Below are 15534 nucleotides of genomic sequence, written 5' to 3'. Positions count from 1 at the left end.
ACCACCTCGTCGTCGTCGACCACGAGCTCCAGCACCAGGTCGAGCGCCAGCCCCCAGTCCTTGAGCATGTCGCGCAGGATCTCGGCCTGCGGGACCCCGGCGAGAAAAGCACGCCGGGTGATCATGGGGGGCTCCCTACTTGACGGTGGCGTTGCCCTCGGTGACCGCCTGGTCGGCGGCCTGCTTGGGCGTCAGACGGCCGAGGTACATCTCGTTGAAGATCTGGTTGAGCTTGGTCTCGAAGCCGGTGAAGCCGGTGGTCACCGGGAGGGGGAAGGTCATGCCCTCGGCCTCCTTCACGAGGGCCGACACGTCGAGCTTGGCGGTCCTGGCCCAGTGGTCGACATAACCCTGGCTGAGGCCGTTGAGCGCGGGGAACACGTAACCCTCGTCGGCCATGAGCTTCTGCGGCTCCTCGGTGCCGAGGTAGGCGGCCAGCCGCGCCGCCTCCTCCGGGTGCTTGCTCCTGGCGTAGACGGCCTCGGCCAGGCCGTTGAGGTTGACCGCCCGGCCGGCCGGGCCCTCGGGCATGGGGGCGACGCCGACCTCGAACGCGGAGTCGGGCACCACGAACGGCAGCAAGGCGTTGTTGGCCGGGAACATGGCCACCTCGCCGGCCTTGAACATGTCGGTGGCCTTGCCGGTGGGCGGGTTGGTCCGGGTGGCGGGCGGCGAGACGTGGTACTTGTTCACCAGGTCCACGCCGAACTGCAGCGCCTGCACGCTCGCCTCGTCGTTGAAGGTGTACGTGCCGAAGGGCTTGTCGAGCAGCTTCCCGCCGTTGCCGTTGACCCAGTTCATCCACTGCGTCTGGTAGTGGTTCCAGGACAGGAAGCCGTACGTCTTCACCTTGTCCGGGTCGAAGCCGGGGTCTCCGGGGTGCTTGCCGGCCTCGTCGGCTGTGAGCTTGCGGGCGGTCTCCAGGAACGTGCCGGACCCGTCGGGCTTCCAGGTCAGCGTGTCCGGCATCTCGACGCCGGCCTTCTCGAACAGGTCCTTGTTGTAGAGCAGGCCGACGACGCCCCAGTCCTTGGGCATCCCGTACTGCTTGCCCTGGTAGGTGAACGCCTCCACCACGGTCTTGTGGTACTTCGCGGTGTCCACCGGCACGGGGCTGAGCACGCCCTTGGTGACGTACTCGGGGAACTGGGTGGGCGTCATCCAGAAGACGTCGGGCGCGGTGCCCGCCACGGCGTCGGCCGTGAGCTTCGTCCAGTACTGGTCGTACGGCAGCAGCTCGATCTTGACGTCGATCGACGGGTTGGCCTTCTCGAAGGCGGCCATGACCTTCTCGTAGCCGGCCTTCTGCTGCTCGTCCCACAGCCGGTACGTCAGGGTGACCTCGCCGCCGCCGTCCGCGCCGCCTCCGCCGCCCCCGCCGCAGGCGGTGAGGGTGAGCGCGGCGGCGACGGACAGGGACACGGCCCGGCGGATTCGGGGGGTTGTCATGCTACGCCGACCTCTCTCAGTCGAGTCTCACTTGAGGCCGGTGAGGACCACCGACCGGACGATGTACTTCTGGAAGAAGACGAAGATCACGACCATGGGGGCGAGCGCGATCAGGCCGCCCGCCATGATGAGGCCGTGGTCGACGCCGATGCCGTTCTTGAGCACGGCCATGGCCACCGTGACCACCTTGGTCTCCTCGCCGCTGGTGATGATCAGCGGCCAGAGGAAGCTGTTCCACGACGAGACGACGGTGATGATGGCGAGCGTGCCGATGGCCGGCCGGCACAGCGGCAGCAGGATCCGGACCAGGATGGTCAGCGGCCCCGCGCCGTCGATGCGCGCCGCCTCCTCCAGTCCCGAGGGCAGGCTCCTGAAGAACTGCCGCATCAGGAAGATCCCGTACGGGGTGCCGAGGATGAACGGGGCGAGCAGGCCGTACCAGGTGTCGACCGCGCCGAGCTCGCGCATGATGAGGAACAGCGGGATGACGGTGACGGCGCCCGGCACCATCATCGTCGCCACGTACAGCCAGAACAGCGCGTCACGCCCGCGGAAGCGCAGCCGGGCGAAGGCGTACGCGGCGAACGTCGTGAACACGAGCTGCCCCAGCGTGAGCAGGGCCGTCATGGCGACCGTGTTGAGCAGGTAGCGGGGGAAGTCGCCGCCGAGGATCTCGGCCAGGTTCGCCGTGGACGGAGGCAGGGCGGGCAGCCACGGCTCGGTGGTGCTGAGCTGCCGCCGCGTCTTGAGTGCGGTCAGCACGACGAGCAGGTAGGGGAAGACGGACACGAACGCGCCGGCCGCGAGCACGGCGTACAGCGCCACGCGTCTGAACGATGTCGTCACGGTGCTCTCCGGCTCTCAGCTCAGGTCGTAGGTGGTGCGCTTGCCGAAGAACCTGACCTGCGCCAGCGTCACCACGAGGATGACGGCGAACAGCAGCATCGACAGCGTCGAGGCGTAGCCGAAGTCGAACTCCCGGAACGCGGTGCCGAAGATCCTGAAGTTGAGCACGTCGGTGCTCCGGCTCGGGCCCCCGTCGGTCATCACGAAGATCGTGTCGAAGACCTGGAAGGCGCCGATCAGGTTGGTCACGGTGACGAAGAACGTCGTGGGGTTGAGCAGGGGCAGCGTGATCCTCCAGAACCGCTGGGCCGGGGTGGCGCCGTCGGTGGAGGCCGCGTCGTACAGCTCCTTGGGGATGCCCTGCAGGCCGGCCAGGAAGAACAGCATGGTGTAGCCGGTGTGCTGCCACACGTTGACCAGCGCCACGGCGGGCAGCGCCCAGCGGGGGTCGGACAGCCAGTCGGGCCCGGCGACGCCGACCAGGTGCAGGGCCCGGTTGAGCGCCCCGTCACGCGGGTCGAAGATCCAGTCCCAGACGAGGCCCATGACGATCGGGGTGGCCATCCAGGGGATCACGAACAGCGACCGCAGGAACCGGACGCCCTTGAGCCGCCGGTCGAGCAGCAGGGCGAGCGCCAGGGCGAGGACGGTCTGGAGCGGGATGCACAGCAGGACGTACAGGACCGTGACCCAGAGCGAGTGCCACGCCTCGCCGTCGCCGGCCAGCCGCGCGTAGTTCTCCAGCCCGACGAACACGGGCGCCGACAGCAGTTCCCAGCGGAACAGGCTCAGGACGAGCACGATGACGACCGGCAGGAGGAGGAAGGCGACGACGCCCAGCAGGCTGGGCGCGACGAACAGGTACGCGTACCAGTCGCCGCGCCGTCGCCGGCCGGTCACGACGGGTCCGTCCGGGTCGGTGTCAGCAGGCGGCGGGTGGTCTCCAGCCCCCAGGCGTCGAGGGCCATGATCGGGTCGCTGGAGCCGCGCAGCCCGCCGCTCGCCTCGATGTGCGCTGCCCATTCCTCGCGCGCCTCCACCTCGGGGCGGACGATGAGGCAGTCGGGGTCGTTCACCCACCACCGCGCGTGCAGGAACTCCCGGGCCGCTCCGGTCAGCCGCGCGCCGAGCTGCGACGGCTGGCTGATGTCGCCGGAGCGCGGGTGGAGCGTGGGGGCGATGTCCGGGCTGACCCGCATGACGTCGACCAGGCCGAGGCTGGGCAGCATCGGCGCGCCGCACCCGTGCAGCGTGGCCGCCGGCCCCGCCCCCTGCCTGATCAGTTCCAGCCCGCGCCGGTACGCGGCGACGGGGTCGAGGTCCTCGTGCCGTACGCCCGGCAGCGCCCCGGCGTACAGGTAGTCGAGCTTGAAGTGGGTGATGCCGAGCGTGGCGAACGCGCGGAAGACGTCCACGAGGTAGGCGGCGGCGCCGGGGTGCGTCACGTCGAGGACGGCCAGGTCCTGGTCCCACATGTGACCGGCGTGGGCGCCGCCCACCATCCAGTCGGGGTGCTCCTGGAAGAGGCGGCTGCCGTGGCCGGCCAGGAAGGGGGCGGTCCAGATGCCGGCGCGGCGGCCCGTTCCGATGACGGCGCCGACGGCCCGCTCCAGCAAGCCGAACCCGGGCCGGGGCTCCAGCCAGTCGCCGATGCCCGCCTCGTAGCCGTCGTCCACGAGGATCATGTCCGCCGCCAGCCCGTGTCGCTCCACCAGGCGGAGGTTGTCGAGGACGTCGGCCTCGGTGACCTTGTCCCAGTAGCCGTACCAGGTGCACCACATCGGCGGGACGGCGGGGAAGGCGCCGGTCGCCTGCCCCGCGGTCCTGCCGGCGGCCCGGTCGGCGGCCAGGTCGGCGGCCCAGTCGCGCAGGGCCGTGTCCATCGGGCCGTCCGCCTGGATGTGCCGTACGGGACCGTCCGCCGAGACGACCAGCCGCCCGCCCTCCCGGCGCGCCCGGATGGAGGGCACCGCCTGCGGGCCGGGCGCGGACCAGAGCTGGACCGGCCCGTCACCCGGGTCGACCGCCAGCAGGCCCTCGCCCTGGAACACGCCGTCCGGGACGGGGGTCTCCGGGCGGTAGCAGAGCGTCTGGATGTTGCGGTCCGCCGGGCGCGGCGGGGTCTCGCCGAGCCGGTAGGAACCGGTGGGGCTCCACGACTGCCATCCGTGCTCGAAGACCCGCCCCCGCTCCGGATCACACCTGATCTCGCCGACATCCGCGAACGACATCGGTCCCTCATCTCTCTCTACTTACGAAGGAGCGCTTCATTAGTAGCACCAGGCGTTCCGAAGGGTCAATGGCCGAAATAGCACGATATAGGCGGCCACTACCGGCACGCCGCGAGCAGCTGAACGCTGGCATAATGGTCAGTTACAGAGGAGACCTACATTAGGAGCGGCGATGGCCGATGTTCGCGGCGGTGACCTGTCGCGGCTCAGGCAGCTCAACGCGCTGACCGCGATCAGGGCGCTGCGGGGCGGCGAGCCGCTCACGCTGTCGGCGCTGGCCGAGCGCACGGGCCTGTCCCGGCCGTCCACCAAGGAGGTGGTGGACGAGCTGGCGCAGCTGGGCTGGGTGGAGGAGGTGCCGCCGAGCCCCGGCACGATGGGCAGGCCGGCGCGCCGCTACCGCTTCCGCGCCGACTGCGGCCACCTCGTCGGGGTGGACATAGGCGGGCACAACATCCGGGCCGCGCTCTCCGACCTGGACGGCGACATCCTCGCCGAGACCCGCCAGCCCGTACGGCCCGACGCCCCGCTGGAGGAGCGGCTGGCCGCGATCGAGCGCGCGGTGTCCGGCTGCCTGGCGCTCAGCGGCCGGACCGCGTCCGACCTGTGGCTGGTGGCGGCCGGGACCACGGGCGTCGTCTCCCCCGAGGGCCGCGTGCTGTTCTCTGCGGCGATCCCGGCCTGGACGGGCCTGGACCTGGCGGGTGAGCTGGCGCGCATGTTCCCGTGCGAGGTGCTGGTCGAGAACGACAGCCGCCTGGCAGCCCTCGCCGAGGCCCGGCGCGGCGCGGCGCGCGGGGCGCGTGACGTGGTGTTCCTGCACGTGGGGCGGCGGATGGGCACCGGTCTGATCATCGACGGCAAGGTGCACCGGGGGTTCGGCGCGGCCGCCGGCGAGATCGTCATGCTGCCGGAGGCCCGCTGGTACGACGCGCCCGACCACCTCAACGCCTGCGAGGTCGTCCCACCCGGCACGCCCGGCGAGGACGCGGCGGGCTTCACGCTGGCGGCGGCACGCGACGGCGACCCGGCGGCGCTGGCGGCCGTCGGCCGGTACGTGGACGACCTGGCGGTGGGGACGGCCGCCATGGTGCTGCTGCTGGATCCTCAGGTCGTGGTGCTCGGCGGCGGGTTCTCCCGCTCGGCCGACGTGCTGCTGGGGCCGCTGCGCGAGCGCCTGGAGCGGGCGTGCCTGCGCATGCCGGAGGTACGGGCGTCGGCACTGGGCGACGAGTGCGTGGTGATGGGCGCCATCGACTACGCGGTCGACCACCTCGACCGCCACCTGTTCACCCCGCACGCGGGCCCCGCCCTGCCCCTCCCCCAGCCGGTCTCGGGGTCGGGGGCTTAGGCGAGGCAGCGGCGCGGCAGCCGCTCTCCGACGTTCCGCGACGTCGCCGTCGTGCACCGGCGTCGCCGGGACCGGCGCCGGATCGGCACCGGCGGTCAACTCATCAAGTGTTGAGTTCATCTCGGGGTTGACCTATCATCAACTCACCATCGTTGAGTTACCGCGCGAAGAGCGCGGGATGTCGGGGACCGGCCGGACCCGCAGGGCTCACCGACAACGCCTGTACACCGAACGACGGGTACATCCGAGATCGGAGTATGTGAGATGAGAATGCACGCCCGCTTACTGGTGGCGGTGGTGGCGTTCGGCGCGACGCTGCTGCCCGGGAGCACGGCACGCGCCGCCGACTCGGTGGTCGAGACCGTCAACGTGTGGCAGTGGAATGTGTCCGGCTGGAAGATGAACGACGGATCCACGACCACCGGCATGGTCGAAGCCGCCGCCGCGTCGATCGTGAACCGGAAGGCGGATTTCGCGGCCTTCAACGAACTCTGCTGGAGCCAGTACAAAGCGCTGCAGAACCGGCTGGAGGCGGACGGTTGGCCCGAAGGCGACAGCTTCGCCCGCTTCGCGACCATCCGGGAGACGACCTGCGACGGTGAGCCGTTCGGCATCGCCCTCTTCAGCCGGCGGCAGCTCGGCACCGCCCAGAAGTACGACCTGCCGGTGGATCAGCGAGGTGGGGCGCACAAGCTCCTCTGCGCGCCGCTGTACGCCCGGCCGCATCTGCGGTTCTGCACCACGCACATCACCGGCTCGGAGGCGGTGATCGGCGGGACCAACATCAAGGAGCAGCAGCTGGCGGCGGTACGGGGCCACCTCCAGGACCTGCACGACAACGGCGACACCGTCCTCATCGCCGGCGACTTCAACGCACGACCGCACGATGTGCGGCTCGACAGCTGGTACTCGTCAAGTCTCGACGTGCCGAACAACGGCGGCAACACCGGTGCGTACCGGGAGCTCGACGACGAGGACCCGCGATGCCCCGGCGTCGGCGAGACCACCGTCGACGAGGTCGACGGCGACGGCGAGCCGATCGAGACAGAGGAGCCCTGCGGCCAGCGCCCCAAGATAGACCTGCTCTTCGTCCGCGAGAGCGCCATCGCCGGCCCGTACATCGGTGACGCGCTGGGGGAGGGCACGGCCTGCGACGGACCGTGTTCCGACCATCGCGTGACGATCGGCACGGTCCCGGTCCGCGTCCAGCTCTGACGGCGGACCCGCGCCCGGTCCGCACCGGCGGCCCCAGCCGGTCGCATCCGGTCAGGCCGGGCGCCGGTCCCCGCCATGACATCGGTGGAAGGCCGGCACCGGCACCGGACCAGGACGTGGCCGGTGGCAGCCCCTCAGGGTGATCGTCCGCGCCATCGGATACGGTCGAACGACCGCCACACCGGCAGCAGGAGGGCACCGTCATGGCCGACGCCATCACCGTGAGCGTTCTCGGTACCGGGATCATGGGAGCCGCCATGGCCCGCAACCTCGCCCGGGCGGGTCACCGCGTCCGCGTGTGGAACCGGACGCGCGCCAAGGCCGAGCCGCTCGCCGCCGACGGGGCGTACGTCGCCGGCACACCGGCCGAGGCGGTGGAGGGCGCCGACGTCGTCGTGACCGTGCTGTACGACGGCGCGGCCACGCTGGACGCGATGCGCCAGGCCGCCCCGTCCCTGCGTCCCGGGGCGGCGTGGGCGCAGTCGACGACCGCGGGGATCGAGGCGCTCGGCGAGCTGTCCGCCTTCGCCCGCGAGCACGGGCTGGTCTTCTTCGACGCCCCGGTGCTCGGCACCAGGCAGCCCGCCGAGGCGGGACAACTCGTGGTGCTGGCGGCGGGTCCCGCCGAGTCGCGTGACGCGGTGGCGCCCGTCTTCGACGCCGTCGGCAGCCGTACGGTCTGGACCGGCGAGGACGGCGCGGAGGCGAGCGCGACCCGCCTCAAGCTGGTGATCAACAGTTGGGTGCTCGCCGTCACGCACGGCACGGCCGAGGCGCTCGCCCTGGCCAAGGGCCTCGGCGTGGACCCGCAGGGCCTGCTGGACGCGGTCGAGGGCGGTCCGCTGGACATGGGTTATCTGCGGGCCAAGGCCGCGCTCATCCTGGGTGGCGACCTGAGCTCGCCCAGCTTCGCGGTCGCCACGGCGGAGAAGGACGCCCGCCTGATCGTGCAGGCGGGCGAGGGGGCCGGGGTCCGGCTGGACGTGGCCGCGGCGGGCGCCGAACGCTTCCGCCGCGCCGGCGCCCAGGGTCACGGTGGCGACGACATGGCCGCCTCCTACTACGCCAGCTTCGACGACGACGCTCACGCCCGCTGATTCCCGGCCCCGGACGGCCTGTCTCCGGTCACGGCATCCTGCCCAGCCCGCGCGCCAGCACGGTCGCGGTCCTGGCGATGACGCTGTTGTCCATCACGGCGTCCGGGTCGGTGCGGTTGGTGTAGACGGCGATGATCAGGGGCGCGCCGGAGGTCGGCCAGACGACGGCGATGTCGCTGCCGGGCGCGTACGCTCCGGCGCCGCCTCCGGTCTTGTCGCCGACGGTCCAGTCCGTGGGCAGTCCGGCCCGGATGCGCTCGGTTCCGGTGATGCTGGCGCGCAGCCAGCCGTTCAGCCGTTCCTTGTCCTGGGCGGTCAGGGCGCCGCCCAGGGTGATCTTCTGGAGGTTGCGTGCCATCAGGGCGGGCAGGATGGTGTCCCGCTTCTCGCCCGGCTTCCAGTCGTTGAGCTCCGGCTCCCAGCGGTCCAGCCGCCCGATCGGGTCGCCCAGGGACCGGTAGTACCGCGTCAGCCCGGAGGGGCCGCCGATCTGCTTGAGCAGCAGGTTCCCGGCGGTGTTGTCGCTGGCGGTGATGGCCGCGTGGCACAGCCGCTCCACGGTCATGCCGTTCTCGACGTTCTCCTTCAGACCGGTGATCGGGGAGTCGACGACCACGTCGTCCTGCGTCCAGTGGAGGGTCCGCTCCAGCAGGCTCGGGTCGGTCGTGCGCGCCTTGGTCAGGATCGCGCCGCACACGAACGCCTTGAAGGTGGACCGGCTGGGGAATCGCTCGTGCGCCCGGTCGTTCTCGTCCTGTTCTTCGCACCGTTCTTCGTGCGGGGGCAGGAACTCTTTCGAGTCTGCTGCGCCCGGTCAGGTCACGATGGCCGGATAGGGACTCCTCATCGCGCCGAAGTAGGCCTCGGGCGCTCCTTCGATGTGCTCGGGCAGTTCATCCATGAAGGCGCGCAGCAGCGGGGTCGCGTTGTGCCGGTCGAGGTCCTCCTGTGAACGCCAGACCTCATAGAGGAAGAAGCGGCCGTCCTCCTGCTCGTGGAGGTGGTACTGAAGGCTGCCCTCGTGCCCCCGGGACGGCTCGACGAGGTCCATCAGGAGCTTTCTGAACTCGTCGGCGTGTCCGGGCTTGGGGGTCAGGAATCCGTAGAGCGAAACGGGCGCTGGTGCAGGGGAAGTCGTCGTCATGTGACCAACGTTAGAATGTGACATCGATGATAGATTCAAGCCGTTGCCGTATGAGGTGGGTCACATGAAGATCGGGGAGCTGTCCCGCGAAACGGACGTGGCCGTACGTCTCCTCCGTTACTACGAGGCCCAGGGGCTGCTCACCTCCCACCGCAGCGAAGGCGGCCACCGCCATTACGATCCCGAGGCCCCCGCCATCGTCGCCCGCATCCGCACCCTGCTCGCCGCCGGCCTCCCTACCAAGGTCATCCGCGAGCTCATGCCCTGCTTCGTCGGTGACGGCACCGAGCTCCAGGCCTGCGTACTCGACCACCTCAGAACCCAGTACGCCGAGTTGGACTCCCGCATAGCCGACCTCACCCGAGCCCGCGCGGCTCTGGGCGACATCCTCGACGCCTCCACCCGAGCACTCACCCCCGCCTGAACCGGCCCTCACGCGTCGGGGCCACCCCGAGCCGTCCGGCCACCCGTGCCACCGCCGCGTGTGGCGCCGCCATCACGTCGTCGGGCACGAAACCGAGCCAGGGCAGGGTGCAGCAGCAATGAACCAAGGCAGCCGCGGCGACCTCATGGGTCGGCTGGCCGAGGCGACGGAGTCCGTCACGACCACACACCCGCTGCGGGTCGCCATCGACGGGCCGCCGGCCGCCGGCAAGACCACGCTGGCCGACGAGCTCGCCGCCGTTCTCCGTGCGCAGGGCCACGACATCATCCGCGCGACGATCGATGACTTCCTGTTCCCCCGGGCACACCGCTACCGACGCGGCCAGTACTCGGCCGAAGGCTGCTACTTCGACGCCCACGACCACGACGCGCTGTGCCGCGTCCTGCTCGACCCGCTCGGCCCAGGCGGAGACCGAAGGTTCCAACAGGCGGTCTACGACAGAGACACCGACACCCCACTGTCCCCGCCCGTCACGACCGCTCCCGCAGACGCCGTGCTGCTCTTCGACGGCGTCTTCCTCCTGCGCCCGGAGCTGATCGACCGATGGGACCTGCGCATCTTCGTGTCCGTCCCGTTCGAGCGGACGGTGGATCGCGCCCGGATCCGAGGCACCGCGCTGGCCGGATCCGCCGCCGGCACCACCGACATCGAACGGTCTTGGCGTAACCGCTACATCCCATCCCAACAGCTCTACTTCGCGACGGCCCGCCCGACCGATCACGCCGACATCATCGTGTACAACGACGAGCTCCACCGGCCGTCCTGGGAAGTCCGATCAAACTGATCGGTATACAGGATTCGACGACTGCTCCTTCAGCACCGGTGCTGAGGACAACAATGATCAACCCGGGACAACACGAAGCCCCAGACTCTCGGCAGAGGCCGTGAGCTGGGGCTTCGTCATGCTGGTCAGCGTGGTGGACGATACTGGGATTGAACCAGTGACCTCTTCCGTGTCAGGGAAGCGCTCTCCCGCTGAGCTAATCGTCCTTGGAGGTGGAGACGGGATTTGAACCCGTGTGGACGGCTTTGCAGGCCGCTGCCTCGCCTCTCGGCCACTCCACCGAGGCGAACTCCGAGCGGAAGACGGGATTCGAACCCGCGACCCTCACCTTGGCAAGGTGATGCTCTACCACTGAGCCACTTCCGCGTTGCCCGACTACTCTAGCGGGTTTTTCGAGTGGATGCTCACTCCACGCGCTCCGGCGAGCGGCGGGGCGGCTACTTGCGGAGCTGCCGGGCCACGCTGCGCTCCGTGGCGGGGAGGCTGAGGAAGATCTCCAGGATGCGGGTGAGCCGGTGGACCTCGATGCGGTGGAACGCCGGCCCGTCGGAGCGGGCGAGCAGGAGGGTGAGCGCGAGCGGCGGCAGCGGGGCGTGGATGACGTGCAGGCCGCCCTCCAGCGTGGCGGCCGCCGGCCGGGGCGGCACGACCTCCGGCAGCGGCACCTTCTGCGGCGCCCGCCAGCTCGCGTACAGGACGCCGTGCTCGGCGGCCGTGGCCGCCCAGTCGGCGCTGAACAGCACGGGCAGCGAGTCGACGAGGGTGGTCAGGGCCCGGTCGCCGGCCGTGGTGATGTACTTGAGGATCTCCAGCTCGGGGTAGGTGCCGGGCGCCTCGCGGGTGGTCCACAGGCCCTCGACCGTCACGCCGTCGATGCCCTCCAGGCTCTTGCGCAGGGCGTCCTTGGGCGTGTCCTCGGGGCAGAACACGGTGATGTCGTCGACGGCCTGGCCCGCGCCCCTGTCGAGGACGGTGACCTGGGTGATGTCGGCCCCGGCCGCGCCGAGCACCCGCGTGACCTCGGCGAGCGCCCCCGGGCGGTCGGGCAGCGCGATGCGGACGCGAAGGAGCATTCGTCCCCTCCCCTGCGAAGATGCCGGTTCCCAGCCTATCGGCGAATACCGGTCATGGTCCGACCTGCGCTACAAATGTCCAGGTGAAGATTGGGGCGATAGGAGTGTGGCCGCCCGTCGTGCTGGCGCCGATGGCGGGCATCACGAACGCGCCGTTCAGGGTGCTCTGCCGCGAGCAGGGCGCCGGGCTGTTCGTGTGCGAGATGATCACCACGCGGGCGCTCGTCGAGCGCAACCCCAAGACCCTACGAATGATCAGGTTCGCGGAGTCGGAGTCTCCCCGCAGCATCCAGTTGTACGGCGTCGACCCCGACACGGTGGGCCGGGCGGTCAAGATGATCGCCGAGGAGGACCTGGCCGACCACGTCGACCTGAACTTCGGCTGCCCGGTGCCCAAGGTCACCCGGCGCGGCGGCGGGTCGGCCCTGCCGTACAAGCGCAACCTGCTGCGGCGCATCCTGCGCGCGGCCGTCGCGAACGCGGGAAACCTGCCCGTGACGATGAAGATGCGCAAGGGCATCGACGACGACCACCTGACGTACCTCGACGCCGGCCGCATCGCGGTCGAGGAGGGGGTCGCGGCGATCGCGCTGCACGCGCGCACGGCCAGGCAGCACTACGGCGGCGTGGCCGACTGGGAGGCGATCGCCCGGCTGAAGGAGGCCGTCCCCGAGATCCCGGTGCTCGGCAACGGCGACATCTGGTGCGCCGACGACGCGCTGCGCATGGTGGCCGAGACAGGATGTGACGGCGTGGTCGTGGGGCGCGGCTGCCTGGGGCGGCCATGGCTGTTCCGGGACCTGGCGAACGCGTTCGACGGCCATCCGGAGCGAGTACGGCCGAACCTCGGCGAGGTGGCGGCCATGATGGCCCGCCACGCCGAGGGTCTGGTGGAGTGCTTCGACCTCGAGCGCTACGCCGTGGCCGACTTCCGCAAGCACGTCGGCTGGTACCTCAAGGGCTTCACGGTCGGCGCCGAGCTGCGGCGGCAGCTGGCCACGGCCGAATCGCTCGACCAGCTCAGGGACGGGCTGGCCAGGCTGGAGCAGGACCAGCCGTGGCCGCCCAACACCGACACCCCGCGCGGCAAGTCGGGCGAGCGGACCAAGGTGCAGCTGCCGGACGGCTGGCTGGACGACCCGTGGGACTGCGTCGTGCCCGACGACGCCGAGTCGGACATCTCCGGCGGCTGACGGACGCGCGGACCGTCGACAGCGACCCGGCCGGCCAGTGAGAGCCGGCCAGTGGGAGCCGGCCAGTGGGAGCCGGTCAGTGGGAGCCGGTCAGTGGGGGCCGGTGACGTCCGTGCCGCAGGGGCCGCCGCCGACCGCCGGCTCCAGCGTGACGGGCTCGCCGGACATGGTCAGCGTCGGGTAGTGGACGGCGATCCGCTCGGCTGAGCGGCCGGCGTAGTGGCAGATGAAGCTGCGCCTGAACCGGTCGGCCGTGGTGTTCGGCCCCGACCCGTGGACCAGGCTGCCGTTGAAGAAGAGCACGTCACCGGCCTCCATGTCGACCGGCACGGGTTCGAGGCCGGGCGGCGGCGGGACGTACTCCCGGGTGAAGGACACGTCCAGGTCGGCCTCCTCGGGGCAGAACAGGTCCATCTTGTGCGTGCCGGGCACCACCTCCAGGCCGCCGTTCGCCCGGTCGATGCGGTCCAGAGCGATCCAGGCGGCCACGCAGGTGCCGGGCTCCACCTGGAGGTAGAAGTTGTCCTGGTGCAGCGCCTGCCCGCGCGCGCCCGGCGGCTTGAAGTAGAACATGCTCTGGGCTGCTATCGGCTCCTCCCCCAGCAGCTCGCGCAGGATCGCCGCGATCCGCGGGTCGAGGAGCCGGCGCAGGGCCAGGCCGTTCACCTGGTGGGGGTGCATGATCCGCGGGTAGTCGCGCAGGATGTCGTACGGCCGGCCGGGCTCCTGCGGCTGGGGCTGGAAATGTCCCGGTATGGGGCCACCGGCGTGCAGCTCCATGAACGTGTCGCGCAGCTCGGCGGCCTCGGCCGGGGCGAGGAGCCCGGGCACGACGGCGTACCCCCGGTCGTGGAAGGCGGCGAGCTGGTCGTGGAAGGCGGTGAGCGTCATGCTTCTCACGCTAGGAACCCGGCCCGTCGAAAGGTATGCCCGTGACCGCTGACGACATGTCCGTTCCTGCCGCGGAGATGGTCATCGTGGGCCACTTCGACCGGGCGCCCGGGTACGCGACCCGCCGGCCGGCCGGGTCGCCGAGCTGGCTGGTGATGTGGACGCAGGCGGGGGCGGGGCTGGTGGAGCAGGCCGGCGCGTCGTTCACGGCCGGGCCGGGCGATCTGGTGGTGCTGGCGGCGGGCGCGGCGCAGCACTACCGGGTGGCGCCGGGGGCGGAGCGATGGCGGTTCTGGTGGGCGCACTTCCAGCCGCGCCCGTCGTGGCCGGGATGGCTGGGGCCGTACGCGCGGGCGGCGGGGTGCCATCTGGTGGCCGGAGTGCCGGGGGCGCTGCACGAGCGGCTCGACCAGGCGTTCCGGCGGGCGTTGCGCGACTCACGCTGGCTTCCCCCGGCCGGCTCGGCCTCGATGACCGCTTCCACGGCGCCGGAGCCCCCAGGCCCGGACGCCGGGGTCGCGGCGGCCGGGGCGGCTGTGGCAGGGGCGGCTGTGGCGGGGTCGGCGGCGGCGCGGGAGCTGGTGCTCGGCGCGGTCGAGGAGGTGCTGGTCCTGGCCACCGCCTCCGCCCGCCACCCCGGCGAGGAGAGCGGCGACGGCAAGGGCGGCGACCCCAGGGTGGGCCGCGCGCTCGCGCTGATCGCCGCCGAGCCGGGCGCCCCGCACTCGGTCGCCTCGCTGGCACGCGCCGTCGCGCTGTCGCCGTCGCGCTTCGCCCACCTCTTCACGTCCGAGACGGGCACGCCGCCGATGCGGGCCGTCCGGCAGGCCCGGGTACGGCACGCGGCCCGGCTGCTGGAGGCCACCGACATGGACGTCGGCCAGGTCGCGGCGGCCTCCGGCTTCGTCAGCCCGTTCCACTTCAGCCGGGCGTTCCGGCAGGAGTACGGCCTGCCGCCCCGCGCGTACCGGCTGAGCCGGCAGGGCCCGCACCCGGCGGGCCGTTGACCGGAGGAAAGGACAAGATGCCGCCGGGCGGGACCGGGTGGCCCAGCGGCGGCCCGCCCGCGGGCGGCTCCGGCTTCCACCGGCGCGTGATCAACCGGCGCCGGACGCCGGCGCCTTCACCACCGAGGTCTGAGCCCACGAGCGCCGGAGACACCCGGTCAGCGGACCCCGCGCGGCCTGAACTGGATGCTGATGCGCGGTCCCGTGGGCCGGGTGGTCTTCGGCACGGCGTGCTCCCAGGTGCGCTGGCAGCTTCCGCCCATCACGATGAGGTCGCCGTGGCCCAGGTCGTGGCGGATGGAGTGCCCGCCGCCGCGCGGGCGCAGCAGCAGGGGCCGCGGGGTGCCGACCGAGATGATGGCGACCATGGTGTCCTCGGTGCTGCCTCTGCCGATGGTGTCGCCGTGCCAGGCCACGCTGTCGCGGCCGTCACGGTAGTAGCAGAGTCCCGCCGTGCGGAACGGCTCGCCGAGCTCCTCCTCGTAGTGGGCGTCGAGCTCGCGCAGGGCGTCGTCGAGCACCGGGTCGGGCAGCCGCTCGCCCTCGTCGTAGAACTTCAGCAACCGCGGGACGTCGACCACCTTGTCGTACATCCGCCGCCGCTCGCCCCGCCACGGCACGCGCTCCGCCAGCCGCTCGAACAGCGTGTCCGCGCCCGACAGCCAGCCCGGCCGCACGTCGATCCACGCGCCGTGGTCGAGCCGCGTCCGGCGCACCGTGGAGCCGAGCGGGCCGACGGCGACGTCCTCGTCCAGCCCCAGCAGGGACGCCTGGAAAACACCCCTCATACCGCCGAGTGTATGCCCAT

General features: G+C 71.3%; 16 protein-coding genes, 3 tRNA genes and 1 pseudogene. 7 read left to right on the top strand and 13 right to left on the bottom strand.

Going from position 1 to position 15534, the window contains the following annotated elements:
* The 5 genes and pseudogenes from ABZS51_RS34075 to ABZS51_RS34055 all read right to left on the bottom strand — a co-directional run.
* Positions 1-95 (bottom strand): annotated as a pseudogene (locus ABZS51_RS34075) (adenylate kinase); the annotation flags it as partial.
* A 40-nt stretch (positions 96-135) separates the two neighbouring features.
* Positions 136-1449, bottom strand: coding sequence for a sugar ABC transporter substrate-binding protein (locus ABZS51_RS34070; RefSeq protein WP_355449871.1), 1314 nt, complete (start codon positions 1447-1449; stop codon positions 136-138).
* Positions 1450-1476: 27 nt separating this feature from the next.
* Positions 1477-2295: a carbohydrate ABC transporter permease gene (locus ABZS51_RS34065; protein ID WP_355449868.1), complete on the bottom strand. Its 819-nt coding sequence runs from the start codon at positions 2293-2295 to the stop codon at positions 1477-1479.
* 15 nt (positions 2296-2310) lie between these two features.
* Entirely contained in the window at positions 2311-3195 is an 885-nt protein-coding gene (locus ABZS51_RS34060) for a sugar ABC transporter permease (RefSeq protein WP_355449865.1), read from the bottom strand.
* The gene (locus ABZS51_RS34055; protein WP_355449862.1) at positions 3192-4526 is read right to left on the bottom strand and encodes a glycoside hydrolase family 36 protein; all 1335 of its coding nucleotides are present in this window, start codon (positions 4524-4526) and stop codon (positions 3192-3194) included. Before ABZS51_RS34055 ends, ABZS51_RS34060 begins: the two co-directional genes overlap by 4 nt.
* A 172-nt stretch (positions 4527-4698) precedes the next feature.
* Here ABZS51_RS34055 and ABZS51_RS34050 point away from each other — a divergent pair, with 172 nt between their 5' ends.
* From ABZS51_RS34050 to ABZS51_RS34040, 3 genes are all read left to right on the top strand, one after another.
* The gene (locus ABZS51_RS34050; protein ID WP_355449860.1) at positions 4699-5877 is read left to right on the top strand and encodes an ROK family transcriptional regulator; all 1179 of its coding nucleotides are present in this window, start codon (positions 4699-4701) and stop codon (positions 5875-5877) included.
* Between the two features lie 264 nt (positions 5878-6141).
* A complete protein-coding gene (locus ABZS51_RS34045) occupies positions 6142-7092 on the top strand; it encodes an endonuclease/exonuclease/phosphatase family protein (RefSeq protein WP_355449857.1) in 951 nt (316 codons plus the stop codon).
* Positions 7093-7295: 203 nt separating this feature from the next.
* Positions 7296-8189, top strand: a complete 894-nt coding sequence (locus ABZS51_RS34040; protein WP_355449854.1) for an NAD(P)-dependent oxidoreductase — start codon at positions 7296-7298, stop codon at positions 8187-8189.
* 28 nt (positions 8190-8217) lie between these two features.
* Here ABZS51_RS34040 and bla read toward each other — a convergent pair whose 3' ends face one another.
* The gene (gene bla, locus ABZS51_RS34035; protein ID WP_355449875.1) at positions 8218-8976 is read right to left on the bottom strand and encodes a class A beta-lactamase; all 759 of its coding nucleotides are present in this window, start codon (positions 8974-8976) and stop codon (positions 8218-8220) included.
* A 27-nt stretch (positions 8977-9003) separates the two neighbouring features.
* Positions 9004-9333 (bottom strand): putative quinol monooxygenase, encoded by a 330-nt coding sequence (locus tag ABZS51_RS34030; protein WP_310711045.1) that lies wholly within the window; start codon positions 9331-9333, stop codon positions 9004-9006.
* Between the two features lie 64 nt (positions 9334-9397).
* On the opposite strand from ABZS51_RS34030, the gene ABZS51_RS34025 reads away from it, so the two are divergent.
* A complete protein-coding gene (locus ABZS51_RS34025; RefSeq protein ID WP_310711046.1) occupies positions 9398-9757 on the top strand; it encodes a MerR family transcriptional regulator in 360 nt (119 codons plus the stop codon).
* 118 nt (positions 9758-9875) lie between these two features.
* The gene (locus ABZS51_RS34020; protein WP_355449850.1) at positions 9876-10562 is read left to right on the top strand and encodes a cytidylate kinase family protein; all 687 of its coding nucleotides are present in this window, start codon (positions 9876-9878) and stop codon (positions 10560-10562) included.
* A gap of 131 nt (positions 10563-10693) precedes the next feature.
* Here ABZS51_RS34020 and ABZS51_RS34015 read toward each other — a convergent pair.
* The 4 genes from ABZS51_RS34015 to ABZS51_RS34000 all read right to left on the bottom strand — a co-directional run bounded on the left by ABZS51_RS34015 (position 10694) and on the right by ABZS51_RS34000 (position 11635).
* Positions 10694-10768: transfer RNA gene (locus tag ABZS51_RS34015), tRNA-Val, on the bottom strand.
* A 1-nt stretch (position 10769) separates the two neighbouring features.
* A tRNA-Cys gene (locus ABZS51_RS34010) sits at positions 10770-10843 on the bottom strand.
* A 13-nt stretch (positions 10844-10856) separates the two neighbouring features.
* A tRNA-Gly gene (locus tag ABZS51_RS34005) sits at positions 10857-10928 on the bottom strand.
* Positions 10929-10999: 71 nt separating this feature from the next.
* Positions 11000-11635 carry an ACT domain-containing protein gene (locus tag ABZS51_RS34000; protein WP_355449847.1) on the bottom strand — a complete coding sequence of 212 codons (636 nt, stop codon included), beginning with the start codon at positions 11633-11635 and terminating at the stop codon, positions 11000-11002.
* Between the two features lie 83 nt (positions 11636-11718).
* On the opposite strand from ABZS51_RS34000, the gene dusB reads away from it, so the two are divergent.
* Entirely contained in the window at positions 11719-12828 is a 1110-nt protein-coding gene (gene dusB, locus ABZS51_RS33995) for a tRNA dihydrouridine synthase DusB (protein ID WP_355449844.1), read from the top strand.
* A gap of 90 nt (positions 12829-12918) precedes the next feature.
* Here the strand turns inward: dusB and ABZS51_RS33990 are convergent, their stop codons facing one another.
* On the bottom strand, positions 12919-13719 hold the full coding sequence (locus ABZS51_RS33990) for a phytanoyl-CoA dioxygenase family protein (protein WP_355449842.1): 801 nt from the start codon (positions 13717-13719) through the stop codon (positions 12919-12921).
* A gap of 41 nt (positions 13720-13760) precedes the next feature.
* Between ABZS51_RS33990 and ABZS51_RS33985 the strand changes: the two genes are divergently transcribed.
* Positions 13761-14726 (top strand): AraC family transcriptional regulator, encoded by a 966-nt coding sequence (locus tag ABZS51_RS33985; RefSeq protein WP_355449839.1) that lies wholly within the window; start codon positions 13761-13763, stop codon positions 14724-14726.
* A 158-nt stretch (positions 14727-14884) separates the two neighbouring features.
* On the opposite strand, the gene ABZS51_RS33980 is transcribed toward ABZS51_RS33985, so the two are convergent.
* Complete coding sequence (locus tag ABZS51_RS33980; protein WP_310711052.1) at positions 14885-15514, bottom strand: alpha-ketoglutarate-dependent dioxygenase AlkB; 630 nt, start codon at positions 15512-15514, stop codon at positions 14885-14887.
* Positions 15515-15534 lie beyond the last annotated feature (20 nt).

This window comes from Nonomuraea sp. NPDC005501 (assembly GCF_040605905.1).
Taxonomy (GTDB): Bacteria; Actinomycetota; Actinomycetes; order Streptosporangiales; family Streptosporangiaceae; genus Nonomuraea.
Note: the sequence above shows the minus strand (reverse complement) of the source record. Positions and strands in the feature narration are given on the sequence as shown.